We start from the raw sequence: 16,271 nt of genomic DNA on the forward strand, positions 1-16,271 counted from the left end.
GATGACCGCTGCCGTGCCCCGCCCGACCCCGCCGCCGCCCGCCGACCGGGCGGCGGCCGAGGAGGCATCGGCGTTCGGCCACGCCCTTGTGCCCCCGGACGCCACCGCGCGCTACGGGGACGGCCCCGACCAGGTGATCGACTTCTACCGGCCCGCCACCACCGGCAGCGGCGCCCGCCCGGCGCCCCTGGTCGCGCTGCTGCACGGCGGTGCCTGGCGGGCCGCCTACGACCGCGCCCACGCCTCCCCGCTCGCCGCGCACCTCGCGGCGGCCGGCCTCGCGGTGGCCTCGGTCGAGTACCGCCGCGGCGGCGCGGACCGCACGGCGATACGCCCGCAGACCCCTGGCGACCACGCGGACGGCATCGCGCCCGCGCCTGCCGGGCGCTGGCCCGACACCTTCGACGACGTCGCCGCCGCGCTCGACGCCCTGCCCGCCCTCGCCCGCGAGGCACTCGGCGCGGACAGCGTGGACACCCGCCGCGTCGTGTACACCGGGCACAGCGCGGGCGGGCACCTCGCACTGTGGGCCGCCGCCCGCCACCTGCTGCCCGCCGCTTCCCCTTGGCACCGCTCCACACCTCCAGCCCTCCGCGGCGTGGTGGCCCTCGCCCCCGTCGCCGACTTCACCTCGGCGATCCGGCTGCGCGTCTGCTCCGGCGCGGTGCTCGACCTCCTCGGCGGCCCCGACCACGCCACCGACCGCCTGCCCCACGCCGACCCGGCCGCGCTGCTGCCCACCGGTATCGCCACCACCATCGTGCACGGCACCACTGACAACGTGGTTCCGCCGCAGGTCAGCGCCGCTTTCGTACGCGCCGCCAGGGCGGCGGGGGAGGAGCCCACCGTGGCGTGGCTGCCGGACGTCGGGCACTTCCCGCTGATCGACCCGTCGAGTGGTGCCTGCGCGGCCGTGGTGGAGGAGATCGCCCAACTCGCCTGGTGACGCCGCCGCTGCGGCCCCCGGACACAGCAAAGCGGCCCCCTTGCGGGGGCCGCCGGCCGGTGGACGATCAGATGCCGGTCACCGGCTGCGCTTCGCGAGCCGCTCCACGTCGAGCAGGATGACCGCGCGGGCCTCCAGCCGCAGCCAGCCGCGCCCGGCGAAGTCGGCGAGTGCCTTGTTCACGGTCTCGCGGGAGGCACCGACGAGCTGCGCCAGCTCCTCCTGCGTCAGGTCGTGCACCACATGGATGCCCTCTTCGGACTGCACACCGAAGCGCCGGGACAGGTCCAGCAGGGCCTTGGCGACGCGGCCGGGCACGTCCGAGAAGACCAGGTCCGACATGACGTCGTTGGTACGGCGCAGACGGCGGGCGACCGCGCGCAGCAGCGCCGTGGAGACCTCGGGCCGTACGTTCAGCCACGGCTGGAGGTCGCCGTGGCCCAGGCCCAGCAGCTTCACCTCGGTGAGCGCGGTGCCGGTGGCGGTGCGCGGGCCGGGGTCGAAGAGCGACAGCTCCCCGATCAGCTCGCCCGGTCCCACGACGGCCAGCATGTTCTCCCGGCCGTCGGGCGACGTGCGGTGCAGCTTCACCTTGCCCTCGGTCACGACGTACAGCCGGTCCCCGGGGTCGCCCTCGTGGAACAGCGCGTCGCCACGCGCCAGCGTGACCTCGGTCATGGAGGCACGCAGTTCAGCGGCCTGCTCGTCGTCGAGCGCCGCGAAAAGCGGGGCACGGCGCAGAACGTCGTCCACGAGCTCTCTCCTTGTCGACTGTCGACATCACCGGGTTGTCAGCCGGGCTGTCCCCATGATGCATGACACGGGAAACAGTGCGATCAATCACAAGTTTGTCTTATGTGTGCGCGCCGCCGTGCTCCGGGGGTCCGATTGGCGGCCGGAATTGCGTGGTTGGGGGCCGCCGCGCCGCCGAACGGGTGGCGGCCACCGGGTGTTCCGCTGTCAGCGAACACGCTACCGGACCTGGCCCCGTACCGCAGTCGTGTGACCGGCCCCACGCTGTCGGGCCTTCGGCGTAGCCTTTGTACATGGCAGAGAGCAAGGTCGGCAAGGCCCCCGCAGCGGAATCCCAGGTCGCGAAGGTCCGCAGGGCCCGCCGGATCAACCGCGAACTCGCCGAGGTGTATCCGTACGCCCATCCCGAGCTGGACTTCCAGAACCCCTTCCAGCTCCTGATCGCCACGGTGCTGTCCGCGCAGACCACCGACCTGCGGGTCAACCAGACGACACCCGCGCTGTTCGCGAAGTACCCCACGCCCGAGGACATGGCGGCCGCCGACCCGGCGGACCTGGAGGAGATCCTGCGCCCGACCGGCTTCTTCCGGGCCAAGACCCGCTCGGTGCTGGGCCTGTCCGCCGCCCTGCGGGACGAGTTCGGCGGCGAGGTGCCCGGCCGGCTGGCCGACCTGGTGAAGCTGCCCGGCGTGGGCCGCAAGACGGCGAACGTGGTGCTGGGCAACGCCTTCGGCGTCCCCGGCATCACCGTGGACACCCACTTCGGCCGGCTCTCGCGCCGCTTCGGCTGGACCACCTCGCAGGACCCCGAGGAGGTCGAGCGCGATGTGGCCGCGCTCTTCCCCAAGTCGGACTGGACGATGCTGTCCCACCGCGTCGTCTTCCACGGCCGCCGGATGTGCCACGCCCGCAAGCCCGCCTGCGGGGTCTGCCCGATCGCCGCGCTCTGCCCGTCCTTCGGCGAGGGCGAGACGGACCCGGAGAAGGCGAAGAAGCTGCTGAAGTACGAGAAGGGCGGCTTCCCCGGGCAGCGGCTGAACCCGCCGCCGGACTACCCGGGGCAGCCCGCGCCGCCGCTAGGCGCCTCATGACGCGGTCCTGGGAGGCCGGCGCGCCGAAGGTGGACGTCAGCGCCGGCGGGCTGCCGAGGTGGCTGGAACCGGTGGCCGCGGCCGCCGGGACGGTGCGGCCCGAGCAGCTCAGCCGGTTCCTGCCGCCCGACGGCGGCGGCCGGCAGTCGGCCGTGCTCGTGCTGTTCGGCGAGGGTGAGCAGGGCCCTGACCTGCTGCTGATCGAGCGGTCCGCGGCCCTTCGGGCGCACGCGGGCCAGCCGTCCTTCCCGGGCGGCGCGCTCGACCCGGAGGACGGCGACCCCGAAGGCGACGGCCCGCTGCGGGCGGCGCTGCGCGAGGCCGAGGAGGAGACCGGCCTCGACCCGGCCGGAGTGCAGCTGTTCGGCGTGCTGCCGCGGCTGTACATTTCGGTGAGCGGCTTCGTGGTCACCCCGGTGCTGGGCTGGTGGCGCGAGCCGAGCCCGGTCCGCGCGGTCGACCCGGCCGAGACCGCACGCGTCTTCCGGGTTCCCGTGACGGATCTCACCGACCCGGCCAACCGTGCGACGCTGGTGCACCCCAGCGGTTTCCGCGGCCCCGCCTTCCTCGTCCAGGGCGCCCTGGTGTGGGGCTTCACCGCAGGTCTGATCGACAAGTTGCTGCACTACGCGGGGTGGGAGCGGCCCTGGGACCGGGACCGGACCGTACCGCTCGGCTAGCCCGTCCGCATCGGGCGCCGTGACGACCGGCAGCGCCGTACCGCCCCACACGCTCAGGCCGACGTGAGACCGTGTTCCCCGTGAACGTGCTGGACATCCTGCTCATCCTCGCCGCCGTGTGGTTCGCCGTGATCGGCTACCGGCAGGGCTTCGTCGTCGGCATCATGTCGGTGGCCGGCTTCCTGGGCGGCGGCCTGGCCGCGGTCTACCTGCTGCCGCTGCTGTGGGACAAGGCGACGGACACCGCGACCCCCGGCTCGGTCGCGGTGATGTCCGCGGTCGTGATCGTCATCGTGTGCGCGTCGGTGGGGCAGGCGTTCACCACCCACCTGGGCAACAAGCTCCGCACCCGCATCACCTGGTCTCCGGCCCGGGCTCTGGACGCGAGTGGCGGCGCGCTGGTCAACGTCCTGGCGATGCTGCTGGTGGCGTGGCTGATCGGCAGCGCGCTGGCGACCACGACGCTGCCGACGATAGGGCGTGAGGTGCGGTCCTCGAGGGTGCTCATCGGGGTCTCCCGGGTGATGCCGCCGTCGGCCGACACCTGGTTCAACGACTTCAGCGACACCCTCGCGCAGAACGGCCTGCCGCAGGTCTTCGGCACCTTCGGCTCCGAGCCGATCACCTCGGTGCCCGCGCCCGACCCCGCGCTGGTCGGCAGCCAGGCGGTGACCGACGCCCGCGGCAGCATCGTCAAGGTCGTCGGGACCGCCCCCAGCTGCGGGAAGGTGCTGGAGGGCTCCGGCTTCGTCTTCGCCAAGGACCGGGTGATGACCAACGCCCACGTCGTCGGCGGCGTCTCCGAGCCCACCGTGCAGATCGGCGGCAAGGGGCGGCTGCACGACGCCCGGGTGGTCCTCTACGACTGGCAGCGCGACATCGCCGTCCTCGACGTGCCCGGGCTGGACGCCCCCGCGCTGCACTTCAGGACACAGCCCGAGCAGAGCCGCGACGACGCCATCGTGGCGGGCTTTCCGGAGAACGGGCCCTTCGACGTACGCGCCGCCCGGGTCCGGGACCGGATCAGGGCCAGCGGCCCGGACATCTACCACCGCGGCACCGTGCACCGCGACGTGTACTCGCTGTACGCGACGGTCCGCGCGGGCAACTCCGGCGGCCCGCTGCTGACCACCGACGGCGAGGTGGCCGGGGTGGTCTTCGCCAAGTCCCTGGACGACGCGCACACCGGCTACGCGCTCACCGCCGCCGAGGTGGCCCCGGACGTGACAGCAGGGCGTACGGCGACTGGGCAGGTGAGCACGCAGGGCTGCGCGCTGTGACGGACCGGTGAGGCGGGCTCGGCGCGCGGCGCCGGGTGCTGCGCGGTGCCGCCGTCAGTCCCTCACATGGCGCAGCCGGGCACTGACCCAGCGGGCCCGGCGGCCGAGTATGCGGGGGATACCGAGGCGACCGGCCCCGGTGGGGAGCAGCGTCATCGGAACAGCCCGATCGGCGGCTGCGAGGTTTCGGTGAGTGCGTGATACGTCACGGTAGTCGTGCGTCGAACCCATACGGTGCTACGTGCCCGCGCCATCGGGTCGGTAATCGCCTTCAGGTCGTCCGATTGGCTTATGCGCCCGGCATTTTGGGGATCATCGGATCATCGCAGTGGGCGGGTTCGGCAGGCGTACCGGACGGCTCCGCTGTCGTACCGGGCGGCTCCGCTGTCGTACCGGGCGGGTTCAGCGGTCCGGTTCGGGGTCCTGGAGCCAGTTGACCAGCTCGGTCGAGAAGGCCACCGGGTCCTCTTCGTGCGGGAAGTGCCCGAGGCCGTCGAAGAGCCGCCAGCGGTAGGGCGCCTCGACGTACTCCCCGCTGCCCGCCACGTTCCTGGTGCCGACCGCGGGGTCGAGCGAGCCGTGCATCTGCAAGGTGGGCACCCGTACCGGGCGCTTCATCCGGCGGTTGAACTGGAGGCCGTCCGGCCGGGCCATCGACCGCACCATCCAACGGTACGGCTCGACCGCGCAGTGCGCCGTGGACGGGATCTGCATCGCCTCGCGGTAGACGTCGATCGCCTCCTCGTCCAGCGGCCCGGGCCCCGTCCAGTCCCGGATCAGCCTGCCGACCATCGCCGCGTCGTCCGCGACGAGCTGCCGCTCGGGCACCCAGGGGCGCTGGAAGCCCCAGATGTAGCCGCCGGCCCTGCTCTGCCGCAGGTCGGTGAGCATCGAGGTGCGCCAGCGCCGGGGGTGCGGCATCGAGCACACGACCAGGCGGCGCACCAGCTTCGGCCGCATCGCGGCGGCGGTCCAGGCCAGGTAGCCGCCCAGGTCGTGGCCGACCACCGCGGCGTCGGGCTCGCCCAGCGAGCGGATCACGCCGGTCACGTCGAGCGCCAGGTTTCCGGGGTCGTAGCCGCGGGGCGTACGGTCGCTGCCGCCGACCCCGCGCAGGTCCATCGCGACCGCCCGGAAGCCGGCCTCGGCCAGTGCGGTCAGCTGGTGCCGCCAGGTCCACCAGAACTGCGGGAAGCCGTGCAGCAGAAGCACCAGCGGGCCGTCACCGGCTTCGGCGATGTGGAACCGGGCGCCGTTGGCGGCCACGTCGCGGTGGGTCCAGGGGCCGTCGAGACGGGGGACCTGGCCGCCGCGGGTGGGCGCGGGGGCGAGGGGGGTGCTGCGCTCCAGCGGGTCGATCCGGCCCGGCACCGGTTCGGGCCGGTCGGACTGCTCGGACCTGGCGGACCTGGCGGGCCGACTGGGTTGGCTGGGCGACGACCCGGCGGGAAGGCTCATGGTGTCGAGCGTGTCACATCTTCGATTCGAGCGCGGGCGCGGCGACGGTGGCGCCCAACTGCCCGGCGTCCTTCGGCGCGGTGTCGCGCGGGCGCGGCTTGGCCTTCTGGAGCACCACGGCGGTCTCCTTCGCCGAGGCGATCGAGCGCTCCGGCTTCTTCACCTTCTTGAAGCGGCTGTAGGCCAGCAGGCCGAGCAGCACGCCGAGCAGCACGAACGCCCCGCACACGATGCCGAACGACGCGTCCAGCGGCAGCCCGGTGCGGTGGATGACGTACGCCAGCGCCATGCTGCCCATCGGCACCGCGAACAGGCCGAGCGCCAGCGCCACGACCAGTGCGCCGCTGCCGATCGCGGCGCGCTTCACGTCCTGCCGGATCTCGGTCTTGGCCAGCGCGATCTCGTCGTGCACCAGGGCGGACAGTTCCGCCGTGGCGGAGGAGAACAGCTCGCCGAGGCTGCGCTCGTCACCGTTCGAGGCTGGGCTCATCGAGTCCTCCGTGGTCGTCGCACCGCTTCGCTCGCGGGTCGTGGTGGTCCGGGCAAGTGAATGTCTGCCCCCGATCATGCCTTACGTGCCATCAGGGCCGCCCGCCTGCCGCCGCCGGGCGAGCGCGGCGAGCCGGCGGTGCTCGGCCGCCTGCCGCTCCAGGATCTCGGCCATCCGGACGTGGTAGGCGGGTTGGTCCTGCTCGTAGACGTCGGGCACGCCGTCCCCGGTGTCGTCGCGCTCCTCGTCCGCGGTGAGCCGGCGGTAGCGGTTGTTGCGCGCCTTGAGCAGGATCGCGGCCAGGACGGCGGCGGTGACCGAGCCGAGCAGCACGGCGGCCTTGGCCTCGTCGGCGAGCTGCGGGCGGTCGGCGAAGGCGAGTTCGTCGATCAGCAGGGACACGGTGAAGCCGATGCCGGACAGTGTCGCGAGCGCGAAGACGTCCGGCCAGCGCAGTTCGGGGTTCAGCTCCGCGCGGGTGAAGCGGACCGCCAGCCAGGTCCCGCCGAACACGCCGATCGCCTTGCCGCAGACCAGGCCGAGGACGATGCCGAGGGTCTCCGGGCGCCGGAACACGTCGCCGAGCGCGCCGCCGGAGACCGACACACCTGCTGCGAACAGGGCGAACAGAGGTACGGCCAGTCCCGCGGAGAACGGCCTCACCAGGTGCTCGACGCGTTCGGCCGGCGGGTGCTCCTCGCCCTCCCGGCGGTCGCAGCGCAGCAGCAGTCCCATGGCGACGCCCGAAATCGTGGCGTGGACCCCGCTGTTGTACATCAGCGCCCAGGTGACGAGCGCGAGCGGCACGTACACGTACCAGCCGCGCACGCCGCCGCGCTGCAGCAGCCAGAACAGCACCAGGCACGCCGCCGCGCCCGCGAGGGCCACGTAGTCGATGCCGGAGGTGAAGAAGACCGCGATGATCAGAATCGCGAAGAGGTCGTCGACGACGGCGAGGGTGAGCAGGAACGCGCGCAGGGACGATGGAAGGGCGGTGCCGAGGACGGCGAGTACGGCGAGCGCGAAGGCGATGTCGGTGGCGGTGGGCACCGCCCAGCCCTTGAACGAGCCGCCCCCGGCCGCGGCGACCGCGGTGTACACGAGCGCGGGTGCCGCCATGCCGCACAGCGCGGCGACGACGGGGAGTACCGCCTTGGCCGGTTCGCGCAGTTCGCCTGCGACGAGTTCGCGCTTCAGCTCGATGCCCGCGACGAAGAAGAACACCGCGAGCAGGCCGTCCGCCGACCAGTGCGCCACAGACAGGTGCAGGCCGAGCGCGGACGGGCCGAAGTGGAAGTGGGCGGTGGCGTCGTAACTGTGGTGCATGGTGTTCGCCCAGATCAGGGCGATGACGGCGGCGATCAGCAGGAGGACGCCGCCGACGGTCTCGGCGCGCAGGGCGTCGGCGATGAAGTTCCGTTCGGGCAGTGGGAGCCGGCCGAGAAGAATGGAAGAGCGGCGGCGGGGCTGCTCGGTCACGGGGGCGGCCTCCTGGGCGTCGTAGCCGGCTTTCGGACACAGGTGTCCTGTGTGCCGACCAGACTTCCCGGCGCGCCCATCAGTCTCGTCGCGATGGTGAGGCGACGTGACGTCACTTTAACCCGAACGAGTGGCGGAGTGCGGCGGTCTGGGGCCCGCCACGCCGAGGGGCGCCGCACTGCTCGGAGTGCGGGCGCCCCTCGGGGAACGGTCTCGGCGGGGCCGGGGCGGGTCTCAGTCCTCGCTGGGCGCGGAGGGCAGCTTGCTCTGGATGAGGTCCATGACCGAGGAGTCGGTGAGCGTGGTGACGTCGCCCAGTTCGCGGTTCTCCGCGACGTCCCGCAGCAGGCGGCGCATGATCTTGCCGGACCGGGTCTTGGGCAGCTCGGCGACGATCAGCACCCGCTTGGGCTTGGCGATCGGGCCGAGCGTCTTGCCGACGTGGTCGCGCAGTTCGGCGACGAGTTCGGCGCTGTCCTCGGCACTGCCGCGCAGGATGACGAACGCGACGATGGCCTGTCCGGTGGTCTCGTCGGCGGCGCCGACCACCGCGGACTCGGCGACCTTGGGGTGCGAGACGAGCGCGGACTCGACCTCGGTGGTGGAGATGTTGTGGCCGGAGACCAGCATCACGTCGTCCACCCGGCCGAGCAGCCAGATGTCGCCGTCCTCGTCCTTCTTCGCGCCGTCACCGGCGAAGTAGCGGCCGGGGAAGCGGGACCAGTAGGTGTCGATGTAGCGCTGGTCGTCGCCCCAGATGGTGCGGAGCATCGACGGCCACGGCTCGGTGAGCACCAGGTAGCCGCCCGAGCCGTTGGGCACCTCGTTCGCCTCGTCGTCCACGACGGTGGCCACGATGCCGGGCAGCGGGGTCTGCGCCGAACCGGGCTTGGTCTCGGTGACGCCGGGCAGCGGGCTGATCATCATGGCGCCGGTCTCGGTCTGCCACCAGGTGTCCACGATCGGCGTCTTGCCGGCGCCGATGTGCTCCCGGTACCAGACCCACGCCTCGGGGTTGATCGGTTCTCCTACGCTGCCCAGGACCCGCAGGCTGCTGAGGTCGAAGTTGGCGGGGATGTCGTCCCCCCACTTCATGAACGTGCGGATCGCCGTCGGAGCGGTGTAGAGGATCGTCACGCCGTACTTCTGCACGATCTCCCAGAAGCGGCCCTGGTGCGGGGTGTCGGGGGTGCCCTCGTAGATCACCTGGGTGGCGCCGTTGGAGAGCGGGCCGTAGACGATGTACGAGTGGCCGGTGACCCAGCCGATGTCCGCGGTGCACCAGTAGACGTCGGTCTCCGGCTTGAGGTCGAAGACGGCGTGGTGGGTGTAGCCGGCCTGGGTGAGGTAACCGCCGGAGGTGTGCAGGATGCCCTTCGGCTTACCGGTGGTGCCCGAGGTGTAGAGGATGAACAGGGGCTGCTCGGCCTCGAACGCCTCGGGGGTGTGCTCGGCGGACTGGCGGCCGGTGACCTCGTGCCACCACAGGTCGCGGCCCTCGGTCCACTCCACGTCCTGGCCGGTGCGGCGGACCACGAGGACGTGCTCGACCTGCGGGGTGCGGGCCACCGCGTCGTCGATGGCGGGCTTGAGCGCCGACGGCTTGCCCCGGCGGTAGCCGCCGTCGGCGGTGATGACCAGCTTCGCGTCGGCGTCGTCGATACGGGAGGCGACGGCGTCGGCCGAGAAGCCGCCGAAGACCACGGAGTGCGCGGCACCGATCCGGGCGCAGGCGAGCATCGCCACCACGGCCTCGGGAATCATCGGCAGGTAGACCGCGACGCGGTCGCCCTTGCTCACGCCGAGTTCGGTCAGGGCGTTGGCGGCGCGGGACACCTCGTCCTTCAGCTCCGCGTAGGTGATCGCGCGGCTGTCGCCCGGCTCGCCCTCGAAGTGGATGGCGACACGGTCGCCGTGGCCGGCCTCGACATGGCGGTCCACACAGTTGTAGGCGACGTTCAGACGTCCGTCCGCGAACCATTTCGCGAACGGCGGGTTCGACCAGTCAAGCGTCTGGGTGGGCTCGGTCTCCCAGGTCAGGCGGCGGGCCTGCTCGGCCCAGAAACCCAGCCGGTCGGCCTTGGCCTGTTCGTACGCGGCCGCGGTGACGTTGGCCGCAGCGGCCAGTTCGTTCGGGGGAGCAAAACGCCGCTCCTCCTTCAACAGGTTGGCCAGGCTCTCGTTGCTGCTCACGCCAGCTCCTTGTCAGGGTGTCCCAGATGTCCCGCCCCTACCTCATCAGTCCTGGCGCACCCTGACAAGGGTTCCTGGAGAACTGGTTTAGACCTTTGTGGCGGGTATGGCTGCTGACGTGGCAGCTTCCCCGCCCGGTGCCCCCGGTACTCCGGTTCCGGGCCGGACCGGAACGAAGACGCCGGTGGGAGGGTCGAGGATGTACGCCTGGGCCTCGGCGACATGGAAGTACATGCCGTGCAGGTGGAGGGTGCCGTCGGCGACCCGTTGGGCCACGCACGGATGGGCCGTCAGATTCTCCAGCTGCGTCATCACGTTGATCAGTGCGAGGAGTTCCTGATCGTCGGCCGCGGGGCGGTCCTCGAAGCGCGGGAGCGCGGATGGGACGGGCGCGGCATCGCTTCCGGGGGCCGTACGTGGGGCGGCCGCGCCGACGGGGCCGGCGGCTGTGGCCGCGGTGAGCCGGCTCAGGCCCGGCCGGCCGTGCCGCAGCCATCGGGCCAGCGGCGTCTGTGCACCCGGTTCGTGAGCGGAGCCGAGCAGCGCCTGCATCGCGCCGCATCCGGAGTGCCCGCACACGGTGATGCTGGATACCTGGAGCACGTCCACCGCGTACTCCACGGCGGCGGCGACCGAATCGCAGGACGCGTCCGACTCCGGCGGTGGCACCATGTTGCCGACGTTGCGGACGGTGAAGGGGTCGCCCGGGCCGCTGGAGGTGATCATGCTGGTCACCAGCCGGGAGTCCGCACAGGTCAGGAAGAGCTGGCCGGGCTGCTGGCCTTCGCGGGCTAGCCGGGCGAGTTCGTCGCGCACCAGTGGCGCCGTGTGGCGCTGGAAGTTTCCCACCCCGCCGAGCAGTTGGCCGCCACTGGTGGCCGGGACGGCCGTCGGGCGGGTGCAGTGGTGGTTGCGCCAGGGCGTCCAAGGGCGGCAGGTGTGCGCGCTGACCGGTTCGCTGACCGCCCGTCCGTCGCCGTCGCCGAGCACCACCCTCCCGCCCCGCGAACGGTGCCGCGTGCTCCACGCGTTCAGCGCCTCATAGGCGGCATGGTCCATGAACGAACCGTCCAGCTCCACGACGACGTTCGCACCCGCCGGCACCTCGGCGAAGGCCTTGGCCAACCGGGGAACCGCGAGGAACGTCAACTGCCCGCTGGCACGGACCCGATGGCACCCGCCTTCCTGGGTGACGGTGACCCGGATACGGGTGATCCGGTGCAGTGCCAGGGCGGCGGCGACCGCGATGCCGGCGGCCACCCCCTGGAGCACCCCGAAGACCACCACGGTGCCGAGGGTGACCGCGTACACGGGGAACTCGCGGTGCCGCTGGATGTGCCGGATGTGGGCGAAGCTGACCATGCGCACGCCGACGAGCATCACCAGCGCGGCGAGGGCCGCGAGCGGGATCTCCTCGAGCACTCCGGCGGCGAACCCCGCGCACAGCAGCACCCACACGCCGTGCAGCACCGTGGAGCGCCGGGTCAGGGCACCCGCCTCGACGTTGGCCGAGCCGCGCATCGCGCCACCGGCCACCGGCAGGCCGCCGAGCAGTCCGGACACCACATTGGCCGCGCCCTGGCCGAGCAACTCGCGGTCGAGGCGGGCCGGAGGAGCGTGCGGCCCCGGGCGCCGCGTCTGGAGTGCGTCCACCGCGACGGCCGACAGCAGCGACTCCATGCTTGCCACGAGCGTGACGGTCAGGACGGCCGCGACGATCGCGGTGGCCGGGCCGCCGGGTGGAGCGGGCAGACCAGGTGCTGTCCAGCGTGGCAGGTCGACCCGGGGCACCGACCACGCCGCACTCACCGCCGTGGCCATCGCGACTGCGGCGAGCGGCGCCGGGACCGCCCGTAGCGCCCGGAACCGGCTCCGCAACCGCGGCCAGCCGAGCAGGACGGCCGCCGTCGCCGCGCCGATGACGGGCGTGACGGGGTGGCTGTGCATCAACTGGTCGGGCAGCGCAGCGATGTTGTCCACCGCGGAGACCTGCGGGCTGCCGCCCAGCACCACGTGCAGTTGCCCGATGGCGATGACCGTGCCGATACCGGCGAGCATGCCGTGCACGATCGCCGGACTCACCGCGAGCGCGGCCCTGGCCACCCGCAGTCCGCCGAGCAGCAGTTGGGCCAGGCCGGCCAGCACGGTGATCGCGCACGTCGCCCGCCAGCCGTAGCGCTCGACAAGGCCCGCGGTGACCACGACCAAGCTCGTCGCGCCACCACTGACCTGCAAGGGGGTCCCTCCGAGCAGCCCTGCGACGATGCCGCCGACCGCCGCGGCGACCAGACCGGACTGCAACGGCGCGCCGGTGGCCAGCGCGATGCCGAGCGACAGGGGCACGGCGATCAAGAACACGGTGATCGACGCGGACACGTCGTGCCGGTGGTGTCTCATGAGCTCTTCACTCCTCTCATTCCCTTTCGCGCTCTCCAAGCATCTGTAAATGGAGAGTAATGGAATGACTGCGGAGAGTGAAGGCTTGAGCCCGAATCCGTGTACTATTTCCGTCTTTGGAGTGAATCTGAGGATGCGGGAAGGCGGTGTATCGGTGCGCCGCGGAGGTGTCAGTGGGACAGCACGGCAGGCGCCTCGACCAGATCCTCACTCAGCGTGAAGTCGGGGTCGATCTGGGCGGCGAGGTCGGCGCCGGTCCGGGCATTGCCCCAGCTCTCGGCGTTCCTGCGGTGGAAGTGCGCCATCTGCTGGGTGTAGCGGTGCCAGTCGCGGGACTGGTACGACCGGTCGGCGCGGTCGTGCATCACGCACAGGGCCTGGCGGTTGGCGGCCTCCAGCAGTTCGAAGCCGGGCGGGCTGCTCCGCTCCATCGCCCGCACCCAGTCCGAGTATCCGACCGTGATGAGCAGGTCGTCCCCGACCTCGGCCCGCAGGAAGGCGAGGTCGTCCTCCCCGTGCACCTTGTTGCCGACCACGGCCAGGTTCACCCCGAAGTCGCGGGCGTACTCCTTGTACTGGCGATACACCGAGACGCCCTTGCGGGTCGGCTCGGCCACGAGGAAGGTCAGGTCGAACCGGGTGAACAGCCCCGAGGCGAAGGAGTCGCTGCCCGCGGTCATGTCGACCACGAGGTACTCGTCCCGCCCGTCCACCAGGTGGTTCAGGCACAGCTCCACCGCCCCGACCTTCGAGTGGTAGCAGGCCACGCCGAGGTCGGACTCGGCGAACGGGCCGGTCACCATCAGTCGCGCGGTGCCGCCGGTGCCGAGATCGACCTGCCGGGCGCACGCCGCGTAGACCGGGTTCTCCTCGCACAGTCGCAGAAGGCGCGAGCCGCTACCGGGCGGGGTGGTCTTGATCATGCTGTCGGCCGAGGGGATGAGCGGGTTTGCGCCGCGCAGGTACTCCTTGATCGCCGGCAGGTGCGCGCCGAGCGAGGGCAGCGCCGCGGCGTCCTCCTCATCGAGCCCGAGCGCCGGGCCGAGGTGCTGGTTGATGTCCGCGTCGACCGCGACGACGGGGACGCGGGCTGCGGCGAGGTGGCGGATGAACAGGGACGACAGCGTCGTCTTGCCGCTGCCGCCCTTCCCAACGAAAGCGATCTTCATGTTCGCTAAGCGTAGGGGCGGTGTGCCGAGCGAACTGACGGGGAGTGGGGAAGGCCACTCGATCGTGGTCTTTCCGGGCCGTGGGGGGTGCGTAGGGTCAGGGACATGGCTACGAACGCTGCTCCTTCCCCACCTTCCGGGCAGGCGGACCCGCTGGCCGTACTCGCCGCGCTGCCGGGCGTGCCCGACGCGGTGGAGTCCGTGCGCCAGGCGGTGGACCGGGTCTACGGCCACCGGGTGATGCGTCGCCGGGCCGGTGAGATCGCCTCGGAAGCCGCCCTTCGCGGCGCCCGGGCCTCCGCCGCCCTCTCGGGCGCCGACTGGCCGCTGGAGGAGGTACGCCGCCGCAGCGATTTCTCCGCCGACGACCAGTCGCGCACCGTTGGTGCTGCCCTTCGGGTGACGGCCGAAGCCGGCCAACTTCTCAGCGTGTGGCGGCGGTCCCCGGTGCAGGCACTTGCCCGGCTGCACCTGACCGCGGCCGGCGGGGCTGCTGAGGAAACCACCGTCGGGCGGCCGCGACTGGACGGCGAGCCGGTGACCGACGAGGTGGTCGGCTTCGAGACGGTCCCGCTTCCGGAGCCCTCCGAGGTCGCCGCGCGGCTCGACGGACTCGCCGAACTGCTGCGGGCCGGTTCCACCGCGCCCGCGCTCGTGGTGGGCGCCGTCGTACACGGCGAACTGCTCTGCCTGCGCCCTTTCGGCTCATTCAACGGGCCGGTCGCGCGCGCCGCCGAACGCATCGTCCTGGTCGGCAGCGGACTGGACCCCAAGTCCATCTGCCCGGCGGAGGTCGGCCACGCGGAGCTGGGCCTGGCCGGATACCTCAAAGCCCTCGAGGGGTACGCCTCGGGCACTCCCGAGGGCATGGCCGAGTGGATCGGCCACTGCGGGCGCGCGCTCGAACTCGGGGTGCGTGAGAGCGTCGCCGTCTGCGAGGCCATGCAGCGCGGCGCCGCCTGAACCGACGAGCGGCGGCACCCGTCGGTGCCGCCGCTTGGGCACGTCCGCCGAGTTACCAGTGCGTGCTCGAATGTTGCCCATCAGGGCGGGGACTTTGCCCGCTGCCTGGTGCGGCTGGCCCGGTTGGCGGGTCGGCTACGCGTGGGTGCCCGGCTTCTGTGCTCGGTCCGTGGGGCCGCCAGCTGAACTGCGGTCTTCCTCTCGGAAGTCCGTGGTCTCGCGGGCCGTTAACTCTTTTGTACTCCCGACCGACAGGTAGCGGAACCCCTGGCTACACTTTTTACTTTTGCCGCCAAGTCGGACATTCTGCTCGGCCGATCGTTGGCTCACGTCACCTTGGTCTCGTCGGCCACGAGGGGGTCTCGGTCGGTCAGGAAGCCGCCAGCGGCCGGCGTCGGCGCGCAGCGAGCCAGACCAGTCCCGCGGTGGCGGCGGCAGCACCGATCGCGGCGGCCGCCAGGACCGGGCGCGGCGGCATCGACAGCGACTGGATGCGCTGCTTGAGGCGCACCGGACGCTCGAAGGTGAGGATCGGCCAGTCCCGTGCGACCGCCTCCTTGCGCAGCGCCCGGTCAGGGTTGACGGCGTACGGGTGGCCGACCGCCTCCAGCATGGGTAGGTCCGTAGCCGAATCGCTGTAGGCGAATGACCGCTGCAAGTCGTACCCCTCGGACTCGGCCAGCCGGGCGATGGCTTCGGCTTTCGCCGGACCGTAGACGTAATGCTCGATCTCGCCGTTGTACGCGCCGTCGGCCACGACCATCCGAGTGGCCACCACGTGGTCGGCGCCGAGCATCTCCCCGATCGGCTCGACCACTTCGGACCCCGAGGCACTCACGATCACCACGTCGCGGCCGGCCGCGTGGTGCTCCTCGATCAGCGAGGCGGCTTCGTCGTAGATGATCGGGTCGATCAGGTCGTGCAGCGTCTCGGCGACGATCTCCCGGACCTGCTGCACATTCCAGCCGCGGCACAGATCAGAGAGGTATTTGCGCATACCCTCCATCTGGTCGTGATCGGCGCCACCGACGAGGTATACGAACTGGGCATATGCGGTGCGCAATACCGCTCGCCTGTTGATGAGTCCACCGTGGTAGAAGGACCGTCCGAAGGCGAGCGTGCTCGACTTGGCGATCACGGTCTTGTCGAGATCGAAGAACGCCGCAGTACGCGGGGGCAGGTGGTTTTCCACGGGACGAGCATAGGCAACCACCATTCGGCCTAAGGCCTGGCGTGTGGGTTTGCCTGGGCGGGCCGTCGGGTACACCATGGAAGTCACGGATCGTTCGCGACCGTGCTAACCCGGTCTGGCTCCTCCCCCCCCCGAGTCGGACCGTGGGGACGACCCCCGCTCTCCCCCCCGGCGGGGGTC

13 protein-coding genes are annotated in these 16,271 nt (G+C 71.7%); 5 read left to right on the top strand and 8 right to left on the bottom strand.

Annotated features, from left to right (window positions below):
- The first annotated feature begins 1 nt into the window (after window position 1).
- On the top strand, window positions 2-946 hold the full coding sequence (locus AC3ERT_RS22690; RefSeq protein WP_435176436.1) for an alpha/beta hydrolase fold domain-containing protein: 945 nt from the start codon (window positions 2-4) through the stop codon (window positions 944-946).
- Window positions 947-1,024: 78 nt separating this feature from the next.
- Here AC3ERT_RS22690 and AC3ERT_RS22695 read toward each other — a convergent pair whose 3' ends face one another.
- Window positions 1,025-1,699: a Crp/Fnr family transcriptional regulator gene (locus tag AC3ERT_RS22695; protein WP_103890795.1), complete on the bottom strand. Its 675-nt coding sequence runs from the start codon at window positions 1,697-1,699 to the stop codon at window positions 1,025-1,027.
- A 293-nt stretch (window positions 1,700-1,992) separates the two neighbouring features.
- On the opposite strand from AC3ERT_RS22695, the gene nth reads away from it, so the two are divergent.
- The 3 genes from nth (at window position 1,993) to AC3ERT_RS22710 (ending at window position 4,750) form a co-directional block, all read left to right on the top strand.
- Complete coding sequence (gene nth, locus AC3ERT_RS22700; protein ID WP_335980971.1) at window positions 1,993-2,790, top strand: endonuclease III; 798 nt, start codon at window positions 1,993-1,995, stop codon at window positions 2,788-2,790.
- Complete coding sequence (locus AC3ERT_RS22705; protein ID WP_435131390.1) at window positions 2,787-3,470, top strand: NUDIX hydrolase; 684 nt, start codon at window positions 2,787-2,789, stop codon at window positions 3,468-3,470. Before nth ends, AC3ERT_RS22705 begins: the two co-directional genes overlap by 4 nt.
- Before the next feature lie 80 nt (window positions 3,471-3,550).
- Entirely contained in the window at window positions 3,551-4,750 is a 1,200-nt protein-coding gene (locus tag AC3ERT_RS22710) for a MarP family serine protease (protein WP_435176438.1), read from the top strand.
- A gap of 402 nt (window positions 4,751-5,152) precedes the next feature.
- Here the strand turns inward: AC3ERT_RS22710 and AC3ERT_RS22715 are convergent, their stop codons facing one another.
- The 6 genes from AC3ERT_RS22715 to AC3ERT_RS22740 form a co-directional block, all read right to left on the bottom strand.
- Window positions 5,153-6,208 (bottom strand): alpha/beta fold hydrolase, encoded by a 1,056-nt coding sequence (locus AC3ERT_RS22715; RefSeq protein ID WP_435176440.1) that lies wholly within the window; start codon window positions 6,206-6,208, stop codon window positions 5,153-5,155.
- A 13-nt stretch (window positions 6,209-6,221) separates the two neighbouring features.
- Window positions 6,222-6,698, bottom strand: coding sequence for a phage holin family protein (locus tag AC3ERT_RS22720; RefSeq protein WP_335980967.1), 477 nt, complete (start codon window positions 6,696-6,698; stop codon window positions 6,222-6,224).
- Between the two features lie 81 nt (window positions 6,699-6,779).
- Window positions 6,780-8,177 (bottom strand): Na+/H+ antiporter NhaA, encoded by a 1,398-nt coding sequence (nhaA, locus tag AC3ERT_RS22725; protein ID WP_435176442.1) that lies wholly within the window; start codon window positions 8,175-8,177, stop codon window positions 6,780-6,782.
- A 234-nt stretch (window positions 8,178-8,411) separates the two neighbouring features.
- Entirely contained in the window at window positions 8,412-10,370 is a 1,959-nt protein-coding gene (gene acs / locus AC3ERT_RS22730) for an acetate--CoA ligase (RefSeq protein WP_435131385.1), read from the bottom strand.
- A gap of 87 nt (window positions 10,371-10,457) precedes the next feature.
- Window positions 10,458-12,767 (bottom strand): SulP family inorganic anion transporter, encoded by a 2,310-nt coding sequence (locus tag AC3ERT_RS22735; RefSeq protein WP_435176444.1) that lies wholly within the window; start codon window positions 12,765-12,767, stop codon window positions 10,458-10,460.
- Between the two features lie 170 nt (window positions 12,768-12,937).
- Window positions 12,938-13,936 carry an ATP-binding protein gene (locus tag AC3ERT_RS22740; protein WP_335980963.1) on the bottom strand — a complete coding sequence of 333 codons (999 nt, stop codon included), beginning with the start codon at window positions 13,934-13,936 and terminating at the stop codon, window positions 12,938-12,940.
- A gap of 105 nt (window positions 13,937-14,041) precedes the next feature.
- Between AC3ERT_RS22740 and AC3ERT_RS22745 the strand changes: the two genes are divergently transcribed.
- Window positions 14,042-14,899 carry a Fic family protein gene (locus AC3ERT_RS22745; protein ID WP_435176446.1) on the top strand — a complete coding sequence of 286 codons (858 nt, stop codon included), beginning with the start codon at window positions 14,042-14,044 and terminating at the stop codon, window positions 14,897-14,899.
- A gap of 370 nt (window positions 14,900-15,269) precedes the next feature.
- On the opposite strand, the gene AC3ERT_RS22750 is transcribed toward AC3ERT_RS22745, so the two are convergent.
- Entirely contained in the window at window positions 15,270-16,115 is an 846-nt protein-coding gene (locus tag AC3ERT_RS22750; protein ID WP_435176448.1) for an HAD family hydrolase, read from the bottom strand.
- Window positions 16,116-16,271: the final 156 nt, after the last annotated feature.

The sequence above is a fragment of the Actinacidiphila sp. bgisy145 genome, assembly GCF_057708125.1.

Coding starts and splice junctions, on each gene's coding strand:
- AC3ERT_RS22705 (WP_435131390.1), top strand. CDS start 2,787: ATGACGCGGTCCTGGGAGGCCGGCGCGCCGAAGGTGGACGTCAGCGCC.
- AC3ERT_RS22690 (WP_435176436.1), top strand. CDS start 2: ATGACCGCTGCCGTGCCCCGCCCGACCCCGCCGCCGCCCGCCGACCGG.
- AC3ERT_RS22750 (WP_435176448.1), bottom strand. CDS start 16,115: ATGGTGGTTGCCTATGCTCGTCCCGTGGAAAACCACCTGCCCCCGCGT.
- AC3ERT_RS22745 (WP_435176446.1), top strand. CDS start 14,042: ATGGCTACGAACGCTGCTCCTTCCCCACCTTCCGGGCAGGCGGACCCG.
- nth (WP_335980971.1), top strand. CDS start 1,993: ATGGCAGAGAGCAAGGTCGGCAAGGCCCCCGCAGCGGAATCCCAGGTC.
- AC3ERT_RS22715 (WP_435176440.1), bottom strand. CDS start 6,208: ATGAGCCTTCCCGCCGGGTCGTCGCCCAGCCAACCCAGTCGGCCCGCC.
- AC3ERT_RS22735 (WP_435176444.1), bottom strand. CDS start 12,767: ATGAGACACCACCGGCACGACGTGTCCGCGTCGATCACCGTGTTCTTG.
- AC3ERT_RS22720 (WP_335980967.1), bottom strand. CDS start 6,698: ATGAGCCCAGCCTCGAACGGTGACGAGCGCAGCCTCGGCGAGCTGTTC.
- AC3ERT_RS22740 (WP_335980963.1), bottom strand. CDS start 13,936: ATGAAGATCGCTTTCGTTGGGAAGGGCGGCAGCGGCAAGACGACGCTG.